Here is an 18,981-nt window from a genome sequence, read left to right on the forward strand (position 1 = left end):
GGCCGATATGAGCGGAGGTTTTTGCCTCCGCTTTTTTTTAGATCTTTTTCTGTATATGCACATTACGAACCGGTCGTTTTATTCATAAGCCGGTCTTTGTAAGCTGCAAGCCTGGGTGCGCGCCCGCGCGGGATACGCATGCCCGCTCCGGCCCGAAGCGTCGGCGCGCTCCGCCCATCGCCAATCGGCCACATCTAGAGGCTTGCTGCATGTACCAGTATCAACCCGTCGATCAGTTGCTGGTCGATCAACGCGTCGCCCAGTTCCGTGACCAGACGCGGCGTTTCCTGAACGGGCAACTCAGCGAAGACGACTTTCGCACGCTGCGCCTGCAGAACGGCCTGTATATCCAGCGCCACGCGCCCATGCTGCGGATCGCCGTGCCCTACGGCATGCTGGCCTCGCGCCAGCTCCGCACGCTGGCATACATCGCACGCAAGTGGGACCGCGGCTACGGGCATTTCAGCACCCGGCAGAACATGCAGTTCAACTGGCCCAAGCTGGAAGACGTGCCCGACATCCTGGCCGAACTGGCCAAGGTGCAGATGCACTCGATCCAGACCAGCGGCAACGACATCCGCAACACGACCACGGACCAGTTCGCCGGCGTCGCGCCGGACGAGATCGTCAATCCCCTGGTCTGGTGCGAACTGATCCGGCAGTGGTCCACCTTCCATCCCGAGTTCGCGTTCCTGCCCCGCAAGTTCAAGATCGCGGTCAGCGGCGCGGTCACCGACCGGGCCGCGGTGGGCGTGCACGACATCGGCCTGCAGGCGGTCGAGCAGGACGGCGAGATCGGTTTTCGCGTCTGGGCGGGCGGCGGCCTGGGGCGCACGCCGCTGGTGGGGCAACTGATCAACCCGTACGTGCCCTGGCAGCACCTTCTGACCTATCTGCAGGCCATCCTGCGGGTCTACAACCTGCATGGCCGGCGCGACAACAAGTTCAAGGCGCGCATCAAGATCCTGGTCAAGGAATTGACGCCGCAGGTGTTCGCCGAAGAGGTCGAACGCGAATGGCAGCATCTGAAGGACGGCCCGGAGACGGTCACCGCCGAGCGGATCCAGGCCATCGCCGAGCGCTTCACGGCGACGCCTTATGCCGCCGACCCGGGCCCGGACACGTCGGCCCAGCACGCCGGCAATGACCCGCGCTTCGCGCGCTGGCTGCGGCGCAATACCCATCACCACAAGGTCCACGGCTATGCCGCCGTGACGCTGTCGCTCAAGCGCACGGGCGTGCCGCCGGGCGACATCACCGCCGACCAGATGGACGCGGTGGCCGACCTGGCCGACCGCTACAGCTTCGGCGAGATGCGCGTCTCGCACGAGCAGAACCTGGTGTTCACCGACGTGGCGCGAAGCCAGCTCTACGAACTGTGGAAGGAGCTCGACCAACTGGGCCTGGCCACGCCCAACATCGGTTTCCTGACCAACATCATCGCCTGCCCGGGCGGCGACTTCTGTGCGCTGGCCAACGCGGTGTCGATACCGGTGGCCGAGGCGATCCAGCGCCGCTTCGACGACCTCGACTACCTGCACGAGATCGGCGAACTGGACCTGAACATCTCCGGCTGCATCAATTCCTGCGGGCATCACCACGTGGGCCACATCGGCATCCTGGGCGTGGACAAGGCCGGCGAGGAGTGGTACCAGGTCACGCTGGGCGGCCGCCAGAGCGGGGCCGCCAAGCCGCTGCCGGACATCGAATCCATGCGGGGCGCCGGCGCGGCGATCGGCCGCGTCATCGGCCCGTCGTTCGCGCGCGAGGAAGTGGCCGACGTGGTCGCCACGCTGGTGGAGACCTACATCGACCTGCGCGACAGCGACGCCGAGCGCTTCATCGACGTGGTCGAGCGCGTGGGCATCGATCCCTTCAAGACCCGCGTCTACGCCGAGCGCCAGCAGGCCAAGGCGGCCCAGGTGGAGGCCGCTCATGTCTGAGTCGCAGCAAGCCGCCACGCTGATCCGGCACCGCAACCTGGAGGTCGACACCTGGAAGCGTTTCGAGCCCACCGAGACCCGGCCGCTGCCGGCCGATGACGAGGACTGGCTCGTGCCGCTGTCCGTGTGGCGGTCGGCGCGCGCCGAGCTGCGCGGACGCCGCCGGCCCGTGGGGGTGCTGCTGGGGCCCGCCGACGATCCCGCCGAGCTGGCCGAGGAGGGCAGGATAGACCCGACCGGACTGGCGCTGATCGCGGTCGATTTTCCCATCTACACCGATGGCCGGGGCTATTCCATCGCCTACCTGCTGCGTACGCGGCTGGGCTGGCAGGGGGAGCTGCGAGCCGTGGGCGACGTGATGATAGACACCGTCCACTACCAGGCCCGCTCGGGTTTCGACAGCTTCGCGATCAAGCCCGGCCACGATCCCGAGCAGGCCCTGCGGGCTTTCGGCACCTTCACGGCCGCCTACCAGCAAAGCTATCCGGTTCCCGCCGCGCGGCAGGGTTGATCCATGGGCAAAGTCTATCTGGTGGGCGCGGGCCCTGGCGCGGCGGACTTGCTGACCGTGCGCGCGGCCCGGTTGCTGCAGCAGGCCGACGTGGTCTTCCATGACGCGCTGGTGGACGGCGAGGTGCTGGCGCTGGCCCCCCGGGCCCAACTCGTGGCCGTGGGCAAGCGCTGCGGGCAGTTGTCCACGGTGCAGCAGTTCATCAACCGCCAACTGGTCGATGCCGCCCGCCGGCATGCCTGCGTGGTGCGGCTCAAGGGGGGCGACCCCATGCTGTTCGGGCGCGCGCAAGAGGAGATCGCCGCCCTGGCCAAGGCGGGCATCGAGGTCGAGGTGGTGCCCGGCATCAGCGCGGCCTTCGGCGCCAGTTCGGCGCTGGGCCTGTCGCTGACGCGCCGCGGCCTGAGCCGCAGCGTCGTGTTCCTGACGCCCGCCGTGGGCAGCGGCGAGCGTCCCCACGCCTGGGCGGACGCCGCCCGGGGCGCCGATACCGTGGTGCTGTACATGGCCAGCCGCCAAGCCGAGGCGATCGCCCAGGGGCTGATGGCCACCGGCATGCCGCCGGGACGTCCGGCGGTGCTGGTCGAGAATGCCAGCCTGCCGGCCCAGCGCGTGCTGCCGACCACGCTGGGGCGCCTGCCCGAGGCCGCGCAGCAGCTGGGCACGGGTCCGGCGCTCATCATGGTGGGCGAGATCTACGCCGAACTGCTCGAGCAGGCCGCGGGCCGCCTGGAAGCGGAAACGAGGCGGACGGCTGCGGCCTGACTTCATTTCTCTTACACTTCGGTCATGTTGATCGAAGACTACGGACTCGCGCTGGGCAAGAGTTTCCTGTTTTCCCTGGCGACACTGCTCCCCATCCTGAATCCCACGGCGACGGCACCGATATTCCTGTCCCTGACCGAGGGCGCTTCCCCCGGCGTGCGGGAGGTGCTCGCGGCCCGCATCGCCCGCAACGTTCTCCTGCTGCTGTTCGCGGCGATGCTGATCGGGTCCATCGTGCTCGATTTCTTCGGCATCTCGCTGGCCATCGTCCGCGTGGGCGGGGGGCTGCTGGTGGTCGCGAGCGCCTGGCGCCTGCTCAACTCCAGCGATGGCGGCGCGGAGCGCTCGGCCCGCCTGGCCGAGGGTTTCACCGTTGAAATGGCCAACCGCCGGGCCTTCTATCCCCTGACGTTCCCCATCGCCTGCGGTCCGGGCTCCATCGCCGCGGCCATCACCGTGGGGGCGAGCCTGCACGATCACGCCTCGCTGTTCATCAGCGGCACCCGCATCGCCGGCGCGGTGCTGGGGCTGTCGCTGGTGGCGGCATCGGTGCTGCTGTGTTTCCGTTATGCCCAGCAGTTGCTGCGTCTGCTGGGCGATACGGGAACTGTCGTGTTCCTGCGCTTGTCAGCATTCATTCTGCTTTGCCTCGGGGTCCAGATCGTATGGGATGGGGCCTCCGAACTGCTCCTGAGCGTACTGCGCCAGGTCCCGCTGCACCCACCTACCTGAGAGCCCTCGCGGCCTTTATCCATGAAAACCGTACTCGTTGATCGCCTGCTCGCATTCGCCGCCATCGCCAGCCTGGGAGCCGTGGCGGTCGCGCTGGTGTCGCAGCACGTCTTCGACATGCAGCCCTGCGCCTGGTGCGTGCTGCAACGCCTGATCTATCTCGCGATTGCGGTATTCGCAGTGCTGGGGCTGGTTCTTCGCCGGCTGGCGGCGGCGCAGAAGGCCTGCGCCGGCATCGTGGCGGTGCTGGCGCTGGCCGGCGTCGCCACCGCCATCTACCAGCACAACGTGGCGTCCCAGCTGATGAGCTGCGACCAGACCTTCGCCGACCGCTTCATGACGGGCTCGGGCCTGGATGGGGCGCTGCCCGCGGTGTTCGGCATCTATGCGACCTGCGCCGACGCGGCGGTGGACCTGCTGGGCGTACGATACGAGATATGGAGCGTGCTGCTGTTCGCGGTGCTGGCCGTGGCAGGCATTGCCGCCCTGATGCTGCGCCGGCGTCCGCGATCGCTGTTCGCGGGCGGCGCCCAATAGGAGTCCGTCATGCAGGCCCGCGCCACGCCTCCGGTCCACTTCCGTGAAATCTCCGCCGGCGGAGGGCGGCGCCTGGGCGTGGCCACGCTCGATGCGCAGGCCACGCTCAATGCCCTGTCGCTGGAAATGGCCGAAAGCCTGGCGGCGCAGCTCGATGCCTGGGCCGCCGATCCGGCCATCGCGGTCGTGGTGCTGGAAGGGGAAGGGCGCGCGCTATGCGCCGGCGGCGACCTGCGAAGCGTGTACCGCGAGATGCTCGAACACCGGGGCGACGGTCCGCCGCGCCGCATCGCCCGTTTCTTCGAGCGCGAATACGGCCTGAACCACGCGATCCATGTCTATCCCAAGCCGCTGCTGTGCTGGGGCAACGGCATCGTCATGGGCGGGGGCATGGGCCTGCTGATGGGCGCGAGCCACCGCGTCGTCACGGAAACGTCGCGCCTGGCCATGCCCGAGATCGTCATCGGCCTGTTTCCCGACGTGGGCATGTCCTGGGCCCTGAACCGCATGCCGGGCAAGTCGGGCCTGTTCCTGGGGCTGACCGGCGCGACGCTGCAAGCCGCCGACGCGCTGTTCGCCGGCTGGGCCGACTACCACATCGCCCATGCCCGCAAGCAGCAGGTGCTGGATGCGCTGGCCAGGCAGGCCTGGGCCGGCGATCGCCGCACCGACGACCTCCTGCTGCACGACGTGCTCGATGCCTGCCACGCCGCCCCGGATCCGGCGGAAGGCCCGTTGCGGCGCAATCTGGATGCCGTGGCGGCGCTGTGCCGGGCACCGGCGCTGGACGACGTCATCGGCGCCATCCTGCAATACGACGGCGGGGACCCGTGGCTGGAGGGGGCGCGCGATGCCCTGGCCAAGGGCGCGCCGAGCACCGCGCGGCTGGCCTGGGAACTGCAGCATCGCACGCGCCATATGTCGCTGGCCCAGGTCTTCCAGCTGGAGTACCAGGTCGCCCTGTGGTGCTGTACCCGCGGCGACTTCCAGGAAGGCATCCGGGCCTTGCTGATCGACAAGGACCGCCGTCCCGCCTGGAAGGCCACTCATGGGACCGAGGTCGGGGCCGCCTGGGCCGACCGGGCCTTCCGCGACATGGCCGCGGATTTTCCCGTGCCGGCTTCGTTGCGGGCCCTGGCCGGATAGCGGCCGCGAGCCTGCCGCCGTGTCCCGGTCCGAGCGCCTGTTCGCCTTGCTCCAGGCCCTGCGGCGCCGCAGGCGGCCGGTCAGCGGGCGGCTGCTGGCCGAGGAGATGGGCGTCAGCCTGCGTACGCTCTATCGCGACATCGCCAGCCTGCAGGCCCAGGGTGCCCAGATCGAGGGCGAGCCCGGCCTGGGCTACGTGCTGAAACCGGGTTTCCTGCTGCCCCCCATGATGTTCTCGGAAGAAGAGATCGAGGCTCTGGTGCTGGGGTCGCGATGGGTGGCCCGCCGCACCGACGGGCCGCTGGCCTGGGCGGCCCGCAATGCCCTGGCCAAGATCGCCGCCGTCCTGCCCGACGAGCTGCGCCGCGGCCTGGATACGTCCGCGCTGCTGGTGGGGCCGGCGTTCGCCCAGGAGCGGGTGGACCTGTCCGAGATCCGCCGTGCGATCCGTGCCGAACACAAGCTCGACATCGTCTACCGCGACGGCGACGGCGCCGCCTCGCATCGCCTCATCTGGCCGTTCGGCCTGGGGTTCTTCGAGCAGTCGCGCGTGGTGCTGGGCTGGTGCGAACTGCGCCAGGATTTCCGCCATTTCCGGACCGACCGCATCCAGGCCATGACCGCCACGGACCAGCGCTACCCGCGCCGGCGCCAGGCCTTGCTGAAGGCATGGCGCGAGAAAGAGGGCATTCCTCCACAGGAAGTTTGATGCTGCCAGAAATTGGCAGCATGGGTCGCTATCCTGGACACGTCTACCAACCAGGAGCGACTTCATGGACCATCCCAACTTCGTCATTCTCTACGTCGACCAACCCGAGGCCAGCGGCCGGTTCTATGCGGACCTGCTGGGCGCCCGCCCGATCGAATCCTCGCCCACCTTCGTGCTGTTCGCGCTGGATACCGGCCTGATGCTCGGCCTGTGGTCGCGGCACACCGTCGAGCCGCCGCCCGGCGCGCCGGCCGGCGGCAGCGAACTCGTCTTGCGCATGGACAGCTACGAGGCGGTCGACGCGCGCTGCGCGGACTGGACGGCGCGCGGCATTTCGCTGCTCATGCCTCCCACGACCCTGGAGTTCGGCCGCTCCTTCGTCGCGCGGGATCCGGACGGGCATCGGTTGCGCGTGTTCGCCCCCGAAGCGGCACGATAGCCTGTCAGTCGCTGGCGGGGATGATGGGCAGCGTCAGATAGGACGCCTGTTCCGGTCCGCTGTACACGGTGGTACGGCCCTGGAAATCCTCGCCGCCGCGATCCGCGGGGTCGGTATGGGTGAGCCGGCCCTTGATGCCTTCGAATTCGAAATCCCTGCCTTGTATCGTCAGGCGCAGGCGGTAGCCGCGCGGGATGACGATGGAGGTGGGCCAGATTTCGAGGTCGAGGGGATAGGCGGTACCGGGTTCGATCTTCTGGACCTCGTCGTGCGCATGGAAGATCCGGTAAGGCATGGACATCTGTTCGTCGACCTTGCGGTGCGAGGCGCGCAGCCATCCCCGGGTCAGAGGCGTCGGTTCGTGGGCGCCGTCGAAGACGATTTCCTTGCCGTCGGGATCGAAAAGCCGGAGGACGGCGAAGAGGTCGGCATCCCGGGTGGAGGAGGACACCCAGATGCGCAGCGGGATGAAGCCGGTGATCTCGGTCGTGGCTTCGAAGGGCGGGGTGGTGAAGTCCAGGTGCTCGTGCTGGGCCTGAAAGCCGGCGCTGGCGGCTTGGGCGGGAGCGGCGGTATCGAGGGTCGCGTTGCCCGGATGCAGGTAGAACCTGGTCCACCGGGTGCGCGCGAGCGGAAACTCGTGTTCGGCGCGGCGGATTTCGCCCTCTACGGTCCGGATGGACAGCAGGACGGGCGGGGTCTGGTCCCAGCCGTTGGGCAGGCCTTTCAGGAAGTGATCGAAGAATTGTTTTTGCAGCGCGATGTAGCGGGGCAGGTAGAAGCTTTCGTAGTGGGTGCCGATGTGCATCGACAGCCATTTCTGCGTGGAGCCGGCACGCAGGTAGCCTTCGATGTTGCCGCGCAGGTGGTTGCCGGGGCCTCCCCAGTTGCCGGCGGACAGGACGGGGACGGTGATGCGGGAAAGGTCGGGCGTGCGTTCCTTGTGCCAGGCGTCGCACAAGCCGTGCCGCGCCATTTCCGCGGGATAGTCGCTGCGGTTGGCGGCCAGCAGGGCTGCGCTCAGCGCGGGGCCGGTCGTGGGCTGGCCGTCGTCGCGGTCGCGATAGGGGGTATCGCCGTTGCCATGCTGGTTGGACAGCACCTGCTTGGGCCACCATGAGTTCAGGAAGCCGTTGCTGCGGATGCCGCCATGGTAGCCGTAGTCGCGGTAGTGGTCGGACCGGCCCTCCCAGGGCACGATGGCGGCCAGGTGCCTGGGACGCAGCGCGGCGACACGCCATTGGGTGGCGGCATAGTACGAGATGCCGATCAGGCCGACCTTGCCGTTGCTCCAGGATTGCGTGCCGGCCCACTCGATGGCGTCGCGGTAGTCCTGGATTTCGCGCGGCGACATGGGGTCGAGGTAGCCCGGCGACTTGCCGCTGCCGCGCGCGTCGACGTGGATGACGACGTAGCCGTCGGGCACCCACCGCTCGGGGTCCACGGTTTCCCAGCGCAGGTAGCGGCCAGTGGAGCCGTCCTGGCACAGGCCGGGATGCAGGCGCTGCAGTTTCTCCCATTGCGGCTTGAAGCCGTCGGCGAAGTGGACGTCCTTGCCGTATACCCCCTGGGCCATGACGACAGGGTAGCGCCCCGGTTCGGCGGGGCGGAAAACGTTCGCCTTCAGGACGATGCCGTCGTCCATCGGGATCTCGACGTCTTTTTCGAAGACGAGGGCATGGGGGGCGGCTCGATGCCGGGCTGGGGTGTTCGGTTCGGTCACGATCGGGTCTCCGCTTGTGTGGCTATTGTTTTTCGATCCTGGCGGCTTGCATGATGTCGGTGTAGGTCGCGGTTTCCTTGGCGAGGTAGTTCGCCATGTCCTGGGGCGACCCGCCCGCCACGTCCAGCCCCATGGAGGCAAGGCGCTCCTTGATCGCGGGCGAGGCCAGCGCGTCGTTGAAGGCGCGGTTCAGCTTGGCCACGATCTCGGGCGGCGTGCCCGCCGGGGCCAGCGCCCCCTGCCAGCCACCCTGGACTTCATAGCCGGCGACGCCGGCTTCCTCCATCGTCGGCACGTCGGGCAATTGCGGGAAACGCGTCGAGCCGGTCACGGCGATCGCGCGCAGCGTTCCGCTCTTGACCTGTTCGATCGCCGAGACCGGGTTGAGGAAGGCCAGCTTCACTTCGCCGGACATGACCGCATTCATGGCGGGGGCGGCGCCCTTGTAGGGGACGTGTACCAGGTGGGTGCCCGCCTTGTAGTTGAAGTACTCGGCGACCAGGTGCATGGTGTTGCCGATGCCGGCCGAGCCGTAGGGGATGTTGGAGTTGGCCGGCTTGGCGAGCTTGACCAGGTCCTGCACGGTCTTGACCGGCAGGGAGGGCGTGACCACGAGTACCTGGCCGCGCGTCGATCCCACCAGCACGACGGGGACGAAATCCTTGGCGGTGTCGTAGGGCAGGGACTTGTACAGCAGGGGATTGATGACGTGCGAGCCGGTCGTGTAGAGCAGGGTATAGCCGTCGGCCGGCGCCTTGGCCACGAGCTCCGACGCGATGATGGAGTTGGCTCCCGCGCGGTTCTCCACGATGACCGCCTGCTTGAGCCGCTTGCCCATTTCCTGGGCCAGGATGCGCGACACGGTGTCGGGGTTGCCGCCGGGCGAAAAGGGCAGGATCAGCTTGATGGGACGGTCGGGAAACGTGTCGCCGCCGGCGGCGGGCGCGGCGATGGTCAGGGCTGCGAGGCAGGCTGTGGAAAGCCCAGCCAGAAAAACCGGGTTCTTCATGATGTGTTCCTCCTCCATGGCGGTATTCCCGACGGGATCGGGACGCGCCTCTTGTCGTTGTCGTTCAGGCGGTCTGGAAAAAAAATCGATAAAACTCTGAATGAAAATTTTTGTCGATAAAATTATATGGATAAAAACAATATCGACGATCAAGGAAAACCCCGAGCCATCGCCGGATAAAAGAATGTTTCCTTATATAAAGTAATCTTATATAATGACTCGTACGCAATTCATCCGGCATCCACGAGGAGACAAGCCATGAGCACCAGCCAGACCGCCGCCCAGTCCAACGACCAATCGCCCGTACTCGTCGATTTCGAAGACGGCATCGCATGGGTCACCTTGAACCGGCCCACGAAACGCAACGCCATCAACCCGGGCATCGTCTACAACATGGTCCGGGTGCTGGAGGAACTCGAGGCGGACGACCGCTGCAAGGTCCTGGTGCTGACCGGCGCGGGCGACGCGTTCTCGGCCGGCATGGACCTGCGCGAATACTTCCGCGGCACGGACAACGATCCCAAGGAACGCATCAAGCTGTATCGCGCCAACGCCCAGTGGCAATGGCGCCAGTTGCGCTTCTACGCCAAGCCCACCATCGCCATGGTCAACGGCTGGTGCTTCGGCGGCGCCTTCACGCCGCTGGTGTCCTGCGACCTGGCGATCGCCGCCGAGGAAGCGCAGTTCGGGCTCTCCGAGATCAACTGGGGCATCATCCCGGCCGGCGTCGTCAGCCGCGCGGTGGCCTCGCTGGTGCGCGAACGCGAAGCCATGTACTACGTGATGACGGGCGAAACCTTCGACGGCCGCCGCGCCGCGGATATCGGCCTGGTCAACGAGGCCGTGCCGCGCGAGCGCCTGCGCGAGCGGACCCGTCAACTGGCCAAGGTCCTGATGGAAAAGAACCCCACCGTGCTGCGCACGGCCAAGATCGCCCATCGCATGGCGGCCGAAATGAGCTGGGAGCAGGCGACCGATTACCTGATGGCCAAGGTCGACCAGTCCACCTTCCACGATCCCGAGCGCGGCCGCGACAATGCCATGAAGCAATTCCTGGACGAGAAGTCGTTCAAGCCCGGCCTCGGCGCGTATCAGCGCTAAGACGGCACGAAGGGGTATCGCATGTCTTCATTCGCTCTGGACCGCCTGCTGCGGCCCAAGTCGATCGCCGTGGTCGGCGCTTCGCCCGAGCCGGGTTCGGTCAGCGGCCTGCTGTTGGCCAACCTGCAGCGCTTCGGCTATGCCGGGCAACTGCATCTGGTCAGCCGCAGCCGGGACGAAGTCAACGGCATCCGCTGTTTCAAGTCCATCGACGAACTGCCGGAAGGCGTGGACGTGGCCGTGCTGGTGGTGCCGCAGGTGGCGGTGGCCGATTCCGTCGCGGCCTGCGGGCGCCGGGGCGTGGGCGCGGCGGTGGTGTTCGCCTCGGGTTTTGCCGAAATGGGCGACGAAGGCCGGGCCGCGCAGGAGGCCATGGCCGCCATCGCGCACCGCCATGGCGTGGCGGTGCTGGGGCCCAACTGCCTGGGGTTCATCAATTTCGCGGATGCCGTCCCGCTGACCTTCGAGCCGGTGCAGCCGGCGCCGGTCCGCAGCGGTCCGCGCATAGGCATCGTGGCCCAGAGCGGCGCGATGAGCGGCAACCTGCGCCAGGCCTTCCTGGGGCGCGGGCTGGGGGTTTCGTTCTCGATCTCGACCGGCAACGAAGCGGTGCTGGGCGCCGAGGATTTCCTGTCCGCGCTGGTCGATGCGCCCGACGTCGACGCTTTTGCGGTGTTCGTCGAAATGCTGCGCAAGCCCGCCGAATTCCTGCGCGTGGCGAGCCGCGCGCGCGAGCTGGGCAAGCCCATCGTGCTGATGCACCCGGGCCGCAGCCAGCGCGCCCGCGAGGCGGCCAAGTCGCACACGGGCGCATTGGCGGGCGACCACCAGGTCATGCGCACGCTGGTCGAGCGCGAAGGCGTGGTGGTGGTCGACAGCATGGACGAAATGTTCGATGTGACGGCCATCCTGGCGCGCTACCCGCAGCCCGTGACCGAAGGCCGGGCCGCCGTGGCCTCGAACTCGGGCGCCCTGCGCGGACTGGCGCTGGATTTCTGCGAAGACATCGGCCTGCAACTGGCCGATTTCCAGCCCGCCACGATGCAGGCCTTGTCGCAGATCCTGCCGGACTTCATGGCGCCCGACAATCCGCTGGACCTGACGGCGATCGGCATGCAGAAACCGGAGATCTTCGGGCTGTCGGCGCGGGCCATCCTGGACGATCCCGGCGTGGGGAGCCTGATCATGCCGCTGATGGGCGGCTCGCCCGCGCAGCAAGTGGCCAAGGCGGATTCACTGTTGCCGGTGATGCAGGCATCGCGCAAGCCGGTGTGCTTCGTCATCATGGGCGACAGCGGCCCGCTGGGCAGCGAATTCCTGGAGCGGGTCCATGCGAGCGGCATGCCGTTCCTGCGGTCGCCCGACCGCGCCATGCGTGCCATGGCCCACGTGCACCGCTACGGACGCCTGCACGCCGAGGCGGCCGAACGCAGCGGGGCGGAATCCGGCCTGCGCCGCGACGATCTTCAGCCGGGGCCGCTGGCCGAGTTCAAGGGCAAGCAATGGCTGCGCGAGCTGGGCATCTCCACGCCACGGGGCGGGCTGGCCCGCACGCCGGCCGAAGCCGAGGCGCTGGCGCGCGAGATCGGCTATCCGGTGGTGCTCAAGGCCCAGGCCGACACGCTCATGCACAAGAGCGACGTGGGCGGCGTGGCGGTCAACCTGCGCGATGCCGCGGCGCTGGGCGATGCGTGGCAGCGCATCCAATCCTCGGTGGCCCGGCATTGCCCGGATATCGCGCTGGACGGCATGCTGGTCGAGGCCATGTCCAGCCCCGGCCTGGAACTGGTGGTGGGCGGGCGCCGCGATCCCAATTGGGGCGTGGTGACGCTGGTGGGGCTGGGCGGGATATGGATCGAGGCCTTGCACGACGTACGCCTTTTGCCGCCCGACCTGACCGAGGCGCAGATCATGCGTGAACTGCAGCGCCTGAAGGGCGCCAAACTACTGTCCGGCCTGCGCGGCGCGCCGCCGGTGGACGTGGCGGCGGTCGCGGCCGTGGTGCGGCGCCTGTCCGCGCTGATGCTGGCCAATCCCGGGATCGCGGAGATCGACATCAATCCGCTGATTGCCTTGCCCGCGGGCAAGGGCGTCGTGGCCCTGGACGCGCTGTTCGTCATGGACGCGGCGCCGGCGTCCTGAGGGCGCCGCGCTTGTACGGAGAGCAATCTTATGTCGTCATTCGATAGCGAGACCTTTCCTCAGTTGATGGACTCGGTCGAGCGCTTCATCCGCCAACGCCTGATGCCGCTGGAGCGGCAGGTGGAGGAAAAGGAGGAAGTGCCGCCCGAGGTCATCGAGGAAATGAAGCAAATGGGCCTGTTCGGCCTGGGGATTCCCGAGGCCTACGGCGGCTGCGAACTGGACCTGATGCAGGAATTGCAGGTGCAGATGGCCTTCAGCTATACCTCGCCGGCCTTCCGGCTGGTGTTCTGGCCCAACGTGGGCATAGGCAGCAAGGGCCTGGTGCTGGCCGGTACCGAGGAGCAGAAGCAGAAGTATCTGCCGGGCCTGGCCAGCGGCGAGCTGCGCGCGGCATTCTGCCTGACCGAACCCGACGCCGGTTCGGACGCGGCCAGCCTGAGGACGCGTGCCGAGCGCGACGGCGACATGCTGGTCATCAACGGCACCAAGCGCTTCATCACCAACGCCACGCGTGCCCACGTCTTCACCGTCATGGCGCGCACCGACCCGTCCCGTCCGGGCGCGGCCGGCATCAGCGCCATCCTGGTCGATCGGGATACGCCGGGGCTGCACATAGGCAAGTCCGAGAAGAAGCTGGGCCAGCGCGGCTCGCCCATCAGCGACGTGATCTTCGAGAACGTGCGGGTGCCGGTATCCAACGTGATAGGCGGGGAGCCCGCGCTGGGGCAGGGGTTCAGGACCGCCATGCAGGTGCTGGATCACGGCCGCATCAGCGTGGCGGCCTCGGGGCTAGGCATGGCGCGCCGGTTGATCGACGAGGCGGCGCGCTACGCCCTGCAGCGCAAGCAGTTCGGCCAGCCCATCTCCGAATTCCAGCTGGTGCAAGCCATGCTGGCCGATTCCGAAACCGAATACCTGGCCGGACACGCGCTGGTGATGCAGGCGGGCCAGGCCCTGGCGCGCGGAGAAGACGTGCGCAACCAGGCGGCGGCCGCCAAGTATTTCTGCTCGGAGGCGCTTTCGCGCATCGCCGACCGGGCCCTGCAGATCCACGGTGGCTCGGGCTACGTGGCCGATCACCACGTCGAACGCCTGTACCGCGATGCCCGGGCGCTGCGCATCTACGAAGGCACCTCCCAGGTCCTGCAACTGGTCATCGCCCGTACGATGCTCAAGCGCTACCAGGATTGAGCGCCATTTTCGACACTTATCGAAAATGTTTGTGAGGCCATCGCAAACCCGTGTTTCAGCCTTTGCGGTGTTTCTTCTACAGTTAGCGGGGATCAGGCGGCGCGGCATGTCGCGGCCGCCCACGATAATGACGGAGACGATGTGTACCCCCTGAGCTATGTGCGTCCGGCCACCTTGCAGGAAGCGCTGGACTGCCTGGCCCGCGAGCCCGAAGCCCGCCCCCTGTCGGGCGGCATGACCCTGGTGCCCACGCTCAAGCAGCGGCTGGCGGCGCCTTCGCACCTGGTTGACCTGACGCGCCTGCCGGAGCTGCAAGGCATCTCGCGCGACGGCGACATGCTGAAAATCGGTGCCGCCACGCGCCATGTACACGTGGCCGAATCGGCCCTGGTGGGCGAGACCATTCCGGGCCTGGCGGCCCTGGCCGGCCTGATCGCCGATCCGCAGGTGCGCAACCGCGGCACCATGGGCGGATCGGTGGCCAACAACGATCCCTCCGCCGACTATCCGGCCGCCGTGCTGGGGCTGGGGGCGACCGTGGTCAGCAGCGGCCGGCGCATCGCCGCCGACGATTTCTTTACCGGCATGTTCGAGACCGCGCTGGTCCCGGGCGAGATCATCGTGGGCTTCGAGTTTCCCATTCCTCGCCGCAGCGCTTATGCCAAGTATCGCCACAAGGCCACGGGCTACGCGGTAACGGGCGTGTTCATCGCCGATACCGCGCAGGGCGTGCGGGTGGCGGTGACCGGGGCCGGGCCCTGTGTTTTCCGCTGGCACGAGGCGGAGGCGGCGCTGGCCGGCGGCGACGCCGGGGCGCTGGCCACGGTTCCCCTGGATGCCGATGAACTGAACGACGACCGCGCGGGCAGCGCCGCCTATCGCGCCAACCTGGTGAGGGTGATGGCGCGGCGCGCCTGGGCGCAATTATCTTGAATCGCGGACGGCCCGGAGCGAGGCCGAGCAAGGTGGAGAAGTCATGGAACTGAAAGGATCGCATACGTTGCGGGCGCCCCGCGAACGGGTATGGGAATACCTGAACACCCCGGAAATCCTGCAGGCATGCGTGCCCGGCTGCGAATCGTTCACCGCCGGAGCGGCGCAGGACGAGTACGCCGCCGTGGTGGTGGCCGCCATCGGCCCGGTGAAGGCGCGCTTCAAGGGGACCCTGAGCATCGCGGACAAGCGCCCGCCGCAGGGCTATCGCATCGTCGGCCAGGGCGACGGCGGCATCGCCGGCTTCGGGAAAATGGTGGCCGATGTCGAGCTGGCCGAAGACGGGGAGGGCACGGTGCTGACCTACGTGGCGCAGGCCCAGGTCGGCGGCAAGCTCGCGCAGATAGGCGCGCGGCTGGTGGGCTCGGTCGCCAACAAGATGGCGGCCGAGTTCTTCGAACGCTTCAGCGCCAAGGTGGAAGAGAAGGTCGCGCCATGAGTCGTGTGGAACTGCGCGTCAATGGCGTGGCGACGAGCCGCGAGGTGGATGACCGGACCCTGCTGGTGGAACTGCTGCGCGGCGAGCTGGGCCTGACCGGCACCCACGTCGGCTGCGACACCAGCCAGTGCGGCGCATGCACGGTCAAGCTCGACGACGCCGCGGTCAAGTCGTGCACGGTGCTGGCCGCGCAGGCCAGCGGCGGCGAGGTGCTGACCGTGGAGGGATTGTCGACGCCGCAGCAGCTGGGCGAGGTGCCGGCGGCCTTCGTCGCCTGCCATGGCCTGCAATGCGGTTTCTGTACGCCGGGCATGATGATGGCGATCGACTACTACCTGGATACCGACGGCTCGCTGGACGACGAGCGCATCCATCGCGCCCTGGAAGGAAACATCTGCCGCTGCACCGGCTACGTCAACATCATCGAGGCGGTCAAGCACGCGGCTCGTGCCCGTGCCGAAGCGGGCAAGCCGGTCGGGAGGCAGCATGGATAGCCGATTGGTCGGCCAGCCGCGCCCGCGCGCCGAAGACCAGCGGCTGGTGCGGGGCCAGGGCCGCTATACCGACGACGTGAATCTGCCCGGCCAGGCCTACGGCGCATTCGTGCGGTCCACGCATGCCCATGCCATCATCCGCGGCATCGACATCGAGGCGGCGGCGCAGGCGCCCGGGGTGATCGCCGTGCTGCGCGGCCAGGATTACCTGGATGACGGCCTGCGCGGCATGGACCACATTCCCAATCCCGCCGATGCCATTGCCTTCAAGGAGCGCGCCTTCCAGCATTCGCTGACCGGCAGCATTTTCAATCAGCGGCATCTGCCCTTGGTGGTGGATCGCGTGCGCCACGTCGGCGAGCCGGTGGTGCTGGTGGTGGCCCGCAGCATGCGCGAGGCGCGCGATGCCTGCGAAATGGTGCAGATCGACTATGAGCCCTTGCCCGCCGTGGTGGACGCGGTGCAGGCAATGGAAGACGGGGCGCCGCAATTGTGGGACGGCGCCCCGCGCAATCTGTGCTTCCAGGCCCGGGTGGGCGATGAGGCCGCGGTGCGCGAAGCCTTTGCCCGCGCCCATTGCGTCGTGCGCCGGGAATTTCGCAACAGCCGCGTCGTCAATTGCCAGATGGAGCCGCGCTCGGCGCTGGGCAGCTTCGACGCCAGTTCCGGCGAATACCTGCTGATCTCGGGTAGCCAGGGCGTGACGCGCCAGCAGATGTGCATCGCCGATGCATTGGGGATATCCCCGGCGAAATTGCGGGTGGTGTCGCCTGACGTGGGCGGCGGCTTCGGTCCGCGCAGTTGCGTGAATCCCGATCAGCTTGCGGTGCTGTGGGCCGCGCGCCGCGTCGGGCAACCGGTGAAATGGACCAGCGACCGCAACGAGGCCTTCCTGTCCGACTACCAGGGGCGCGACCAGGTCATACGGGCGGCCATCGCATTCGATGCGCAAGGACGCATCCTGGGCATAGACAACGAGATCATCGGCAATATCGGCGCCCATACCGTGTCGTATGTGCCGCTGGCCAACGGCTCGCGCATCATGACCACGGTCTACCACGTGCCCGCGGCCACGGCGCTGCTGTCCGCGGTGCTCACGAACACGCCGCCAACCGGTCCTTATCGGGGCGCGGGCCGTCCGGAAGCCACGCATGTGATGGAACGCATGCTGGATATCGCCGCCGACGAGATGGGCATGGACCGCATCGAACTGCGCCGGCGCAATCTCATCCAGCCGGCGCAGATGCCGTATCGCAGTCCCATGGGGCTGACCTACGACAGCGGCAGCTTCGCCGCCAACATGGAGCGGGCCCTGGTGGTATCGCAGTGGAGCGAGGCGGAGCAGCGCAAGCGCGATGCGCGCGCGCGCGGCAAATTGCTGGGCACGGGGCTGGCCAATTATGTGGAGTCGCCGGTGGGCGCGCCGCGCGAGCGCATCGAGATCACCATAGGCACCGACGGCAGTGTCGACTTCGTGGTCGGCACGCAAAGCACGGGGCAAGGACACGAGACCAGCTTCGTCCAGGTGCTGGCCGACGAGCTGGGCGTGCCGTTCGAGGCCGTGACCATGCGCACCGGCGATTCACGCTTCGTCAAGGTGGGCGGCGGTTCGCATTCGGACCGTTCCATGCGCCTGGTGGGCCACCTGCTGGTGCAGGCCGGCGAGCGCCTGCGGTCCACGGCGCTGTCGGCCGCGGCATCGATGTGGGGCCTCCAGGTGCAGGACCTGTGCTACGAGGACGGCCGGGTGCGCGACCAGGCCGGGCAGCATGTGGCTGGCCTGGGCGAGATCGCGGCCCATATCGGGCGCGAAGGCATGCCCGGCAATCCGGAAGAGCGCCGTTTTTTCGCCGAGGCCGAGTTCAACGGCCGCATCGCCGCCCATCCCACGGGCACGGCGGTGTGCGAACTGGAGATCGATCCCGAGACCGGCGACGTGGAGATCGTGCGCTATACGTCCATCGACGACGTCGGACGCCCGATCAATCCGCTCATCGTCGAAGGCCAGGTGCATGGCGGCCTGGCGCAAGGCATAGGGCAGGCCTTTTTCGAGGACTACCATGTCGATCCGGAAAGCGGACAGATCTTCAGCGGTTCGTACATGGACTACGGCGTGGCGCGCGCGGGGGCGATTCCGCGGCGCTTCGACGTGGAGCTGACCGAAGACCGCACCCACGGCAACGCGCTGGGGGTGAAAGGCGGCGGAGAGAGCGGCATCACGCCTGCCACGGCCGCCATTTTCAACGCGCTGGCCGATGCGCTGCGCGGCATCACGCGCGAGGAACTGCCCATGCCGGCCACGCCCGCCGCGATCTGGTCGGCCATACAACGCGCACAAGGAGTACAGCCATGAGCGAGCCGGTATCGGTACGCAGCCATTCGGGCCTGCTGGATATCGTGTTGAACACCCCCGAGAACGGCAATCTCATGAGCGCAGAGATGGGCCGGCTGATCATCGATGCCGTCTCCAACCTGGACGAGCAGGTCCGTTTGATCCGCCTGTCGGGCGAGGGCGAGGATTTCTGCGCCGGGCGGGTCTCGCCCATGCCCAGGCCGGGCTCGACGCCGACCGGCGAGGCTCTGCGGCGCAATGTGGCGATGCCGGCGCTCGCGCTGTACGACGCGCTCAAGACGGCGCCGGTGCCGGTGCTGTCCGTCGTGCATGGCAAGGCCTATGGCGTCGGCTGCGCCCTGGCGGGCGTGTGCGACATCACGCTGGCCGCGGAAGACGCGAGCTTCCAGATTCCCGAGATGGAGCGCGACATTCCTCCTGCCCTGGTGATGTCGGCGCTGATCGGCCGGGTGCCGATGAAGACGATCGCGCGCATGGTGCTGACGCGGGACCTGGTGGGCGCCCGCGAGGCCTGGCAGGCCGGTTTGGCCAGCGAGGTCGTCCCGCGCGCCGAGCTGCGGTCGCGGGCCGACCGCATCGCGGCCACGATCCTGGAGTGCAGCCCGGTCACGGTGCGCGCGGTCAAGCAATTCATGGAGCTGGCGCCGGGACTGCCGGTAGGCACCTCCAGCAGCCTCGCCGGGCACCTGTCCGGCACCGCGCTATCGGCCAAGTTCGAGCGCCCGGCGTGACGACACGCTTTCGAGAGGAG

The 18,981-nt window shown here is 67.9% G+C and carries 18 protein-coding genes; 16 read left to right on the forward strand and 2 right to left on the reverse strand.

Annotated elements, in window-relative coordinates:
* Window positions 1-209 precede the first annotated feature (209 nt).
* The 8 genes from CDO46_RS24780 (at window position 210) to CDO46_RS24815 (ending at window position 6,782) form a co-directional block, all read left to right on the forward strand.
* The gene (locus CDO46_RS24780; protein WP_087841238.1) at window positions 210-1,943 is read left to right on the forward strand and encodes a nitrite/sulfite reductase; all 1,734 of its coding nucleotides are present in this window, start codon (window positions 210-212) and stop codon (window positions 1,941-1,943) included.
* Window positions 1,936-2,454 (forward strand): DUF934 domain-containing protein, encoded by a 519-nt coding sequence (locus tag CDO46_RS24785; RefSeq protein ID WP_087841239.1) that lies wholly within the window; start codon window positions 1,936-1,938, stop codon window positions 2,452-2,454. The genes CDO46_RS24780 and CDO46_RS24785 overlap by 8 nt, the downstream gene beginning before the upstream one ends.
* Before the next feature lie 3 nt (window positions 2,455-2,457).
* Complete coding sequence (cobA, locus tag CDO46_RS24790) at window positions 2,458-3,219, forward strand: uroporphyrinogen-III C-methyltransferase (protein WP_087841240.1); 762 nt, start codon at window positions 2,458-2,460, stop codon at window positions 3,217-3,219.
* A gap of 24 nt (window positions 3,220-3,243) precedes the next feature.
* The gene (locus tag CDO46_RS24795) at window positions 3,244-3,951 is read left to right on the forward strand and encodes a MarC family protein (RefSeq protein ID WP_087841241.1); all 708 of its coding nucleotides are present in this window, start codon (window positions 3,244-3,246) and stop codon (window positions 3,949-3,951) included.
* 21 nt (window positions 3,952-3,972) lie between these two features.
* Entirely contained in the window at window positions 3,973-4,488 is a 516-nt protein-coding gene (locus tag CDO46_RS24800; protein ID WP_087841242.1) for a disulfide bond formation protein B, read from the forward strand.
* Between the two features lie 9 nt (window positions 4,489-4,497).
* Window positions 4,498-5,634 carry an enoyl-CoA hydratase/isomerase family protein gene (locus CDO46_RS24805; protein WP_087841243.1) on the forward strand — a complete coding sequence of 379 codons (1,137 nt, stop codon included), beginning with the start codon at window positions 4,498-4,500 and terminating at the stop codon, window positions 5,632-5,634.
* A 19-nt stretch (window positions 5,635-5,653) separates the two neighbouring features.
* Complete coding sequence (locus CDO46_RS24810; RefSeq protein WP_087841244.1) at window positions 5,654-6,343, forward strand: YafY family protein; 690 nt, start codon at window positions 5,654-5,656, stop codon at window positions 6,341-6,343.
* Window positions 6,344-6,407: 64 nt separating this feature from the next.
* Entirely contained in the window at window positions 6,408-6,782 is a 375-nt protein-coding gene (locus tag CDO46_RS24815; protein WP_087841245.1) for a VOC family protein, read from the forward strand.
* 4 nt (window positions 6,783-6,786) lie between these two features.
* Here CDO46_RS24815 and CDO46_RS24820 read toward each other — a convergent pair whose 3' ends face one another.
* Together CDO46_RS24820 and CDO46_RS24825 are read right to left on the reverse strand one after the other, a co-directional pair.
* Window positions 6,787-8,505 carry a CocE/NonD family hydrolase gene (locus tag CDO46_RS24820; protein WP_338618761.1) on the reverse strand — a complete coding sequence of 573 codons (1,719 nt, stop codon included), beginning with the start codon at window positions 8,503-8,505 and terminating at the stop codon, window positions 6,787-6,789.
* A gap of 22 nt (window positions 8,506-8,527) precedes the next feature.
* Complete coding sequence (locus CDO46_RS24825; protein ID WP_165963265.1) at window positions 8,528-9,514, reverse strand: tripartite tricarboxylate transporter substrate binding protein; 987 nt, start codon at window positions 9,512-9,514, stop codon at window positions 8,528-8,530.
* Window positions 9,515-9,772: 258 nt separating this feature from the next.
* On the opposite strand from CDO46_RS24825, the gene CDO46_RS24830 reads away from it, so the two are divergent.
* The 8 genes from CDO46_RS24830 to CDO46_RS24865 all read left to right on the forward strand — a co-directional run bounded on the left by CDO46_RS24830 (window position 9,773) and on the right by CDO46_RS24865 (window position 18,961).
* Window positions 9,773-10,615, forward strand: a complete 843-nt coding sequence (locus CDO46_RS24830; protein WP_087841248.1) for a p-hydroxycinnamoyl CoA hydratase/lyase — start codon at window positions 9,773-9,775, stop codon at window positions 10,613-10,615.
* 21 nt (window positions 10,616-10,636) lie between these two features.
* A complete protein-coding gene (locus CDO46_RS24835) occupies window positions 10,637-12,757 on the forward strand; it encodes an acetate--CoA ligase family protein (RefSeq protein ID WP_087841249.1) in 2,121 nt (706 codons plus the stop codon).
* A 30-nt stretch (window positions 12,758-12,787) separates the two neighbouring features.
* On the forward strand, window positions 12,788-13,951 hold the full coding sequence (locus tag CDO46_RS24840; RefSeq protein ID WP_087841250.1) for an acyl-CoA dehydrogenase family protein: 1,164 nt from the start codon (window positions 12,788-12,790) through the stop codon (window positions 13,949-13,951).
* Between the two features lie 141 nt (window positions 13,952-14,092).
* Complete coding sequence (locus tag CDO46_RS24845) at window positions 14,093-14,884, forward strand: xanthine dehydrogenase family protein subunit M (RefSeq protein ID WP_087841251.1); 792 nt, start codon at window positions 14,093-14,095, stop codon at window positions 14,882-14,884.
* 43 nt (window positions 14,885-14,927) lie between these two features.
* Complete coding sequence (locus CDO46_RS24850; RefSeq protein ID WP_087841252.1) at window positions 14,928-15,383, forward strand: CoxG family protein; 456 nt, start codon at window positions 14,928-14,930, stop codon at window positions 15,381-15,383.
* Window positions 15,380-15,877 carry a (2Fe-2S)-binding protein gene (locus CDO46_RS24855; protein WP_087841253.1) on the forward strand — a complete coding sequence of 166 codons (498 nt, stop codon included), beginning with the start codon at window positions 15,380-15,382 and terminating at the stop codon, window positions 15,875-15,877. The genes CDO46_RS24850 and CDO46_RS24855 overlap by 4 nt, the downstream gene beginning before the upstream one ends.
* Window positions 15,870-18,230 (forward strand): xanthine dehydrogenase family protein molybdopterin-binding subunit, encoded by a 2,361-nt coding sequence (locus CDO46_RS24860; protein ID WP_243724609.1) that lies wholly within the window; start codon window positions 15,870-15,872, stop codon window positions 18,228-18,230. Before CDO46_RS24855 ends, CDO46_RS24860 begins: the two co-directional genes overlap by 8 nt.
* A complete protein-coding gene (locus CDO46_RS24865; RefSeq protein WP_087841255.1) occupies window positions 18,227-18,961 on the forward strand; it encodes an enoyl-CoA hydratase/isomerase family protein in 735 nt (244 codons plus the stop codon). Before CDO46_RS24860 ends, CDO46_RS24865 begins: the two co-directional genes overlap by 4 nt.
* Window positions 18,962-18,981 lie beyond the last annotated feature (20 nt).

It is taken from the genome of Pigmentiphaga sp. NML030171, from assembly GCF_002188635.1.
Classification (GTDB): domain Bacteria; phylum Pseudomonadota; class Gammaproteobacteria; order Burkholderiales; family Burkholderiaceae_B; genus Pigmentiphaga; species Pigmentiphaga daeguensis.

Bases quoted from the DNA above. Each gene is read 5' to 3' on its own strand.
- CDO46_RS24835 (WP_087841249.1), top strand. From the start codon at position 10,637: ATGTCTTCATTCGCTCTGGACCGCCTGCTGCGGCCCAAGTCGATCGCC.
- CDO46_RS24815 (WP_087841245.1), top strand. From the start codon at position 6,408: ATGGACCATCCCAACTTCGTCATTCTCTACGTCGACCAACCCGAGGCC.
- CDO46_RS24785 (WP_087841239.1), top strand. From the start codon at position 1,936: ATGTCTGAGTCGCAGCAAGCCGCCACGCTGATCCGGCACCGCAACCTG.
- CDO46_RS24850 (WP_087841252.1), top strand. From the start codon at position 14,928: ATGGAACTGAAAGGATCGCATACGTTGCGGGCGCCCCGCGAACGGGTA.
- CDO46_RS24840 (WP_087841250.1), top strand. From the start codon at position 12,788: ATGTCGTCATTCGATAGCGAGACCTTTCCTCAGTTGATGGACTCGGTC.
- CDO46_RS24855 (WP_087841253.1), top strand. From the start codon at position 15,380: ATGAGTCGTGTGGAACTGCGCGTCAATGGCGTGGCGACGAGCCGCGAG.
- CDO46_RS24805 (WP_087841243.1), top strand. From the start codon at position 4,498: ATGCAGGCCCGCGCCACGCCTCCGGTCCACTTCCGTGAAATCTCCGCC.
- CDO46_RS24830 (WP_087841248.1), top strand. From the start codon at position 9,773: ATGAGCACCAGCCAGACCGCCGCCCAGTCCAACGACCAATCGCCCGTA.
- CDO46_RS24865 (WP_087841255.1), top strand. From the start codon at position 18,227: ATGAGCGAGCCGGTATCGGTACGCAGCCATTCGGGCCTGCTGGATATC.
- CDO46_RS24825 (WP_165963265.1), bottom strand. From the start codon at position 9,514: ATGAAGAACCCGGTTTTTCTGGCTGGGCTTTCCACAGCCTGCCTCGCA.
- CDO46_RS24860 (WP_243724609.1), top strand. From the start codon at position 15,870: ATGGATAGCCGATTGGTCGGCCAGCCGCGCCCGCGCGCCGAAGACCAG.
- CDO46_RS24800 (WP_087841242.1), top strand. From the start codon at position 3,973: ATGAAAACCGTACTCGTTGATCGCCTGCTCGCATTCGCCGCCATCGCC.
- cobA (WP_087841240.1), top strand. From the start codon at position 2,458: ATGGGCAAAGTCTATCTGGTGGGCGCGGGCCCTGGCGCGGCGGACTTG.
- CDO46_RS24780 (WP_087841238.1), top strand. From the start codon at position 210: ATGTACCAGTATCAACCCGTCGATCAGTTGCTGGTCGATCAACGCGTC.
- CDO46_RS24795 (WP_087841241.1), top strand. From the start codon at position 3,244: ATGTTGATCGAAGACTACGGACTCGCGCTGGGCAAGAGTTTCCTGTTT.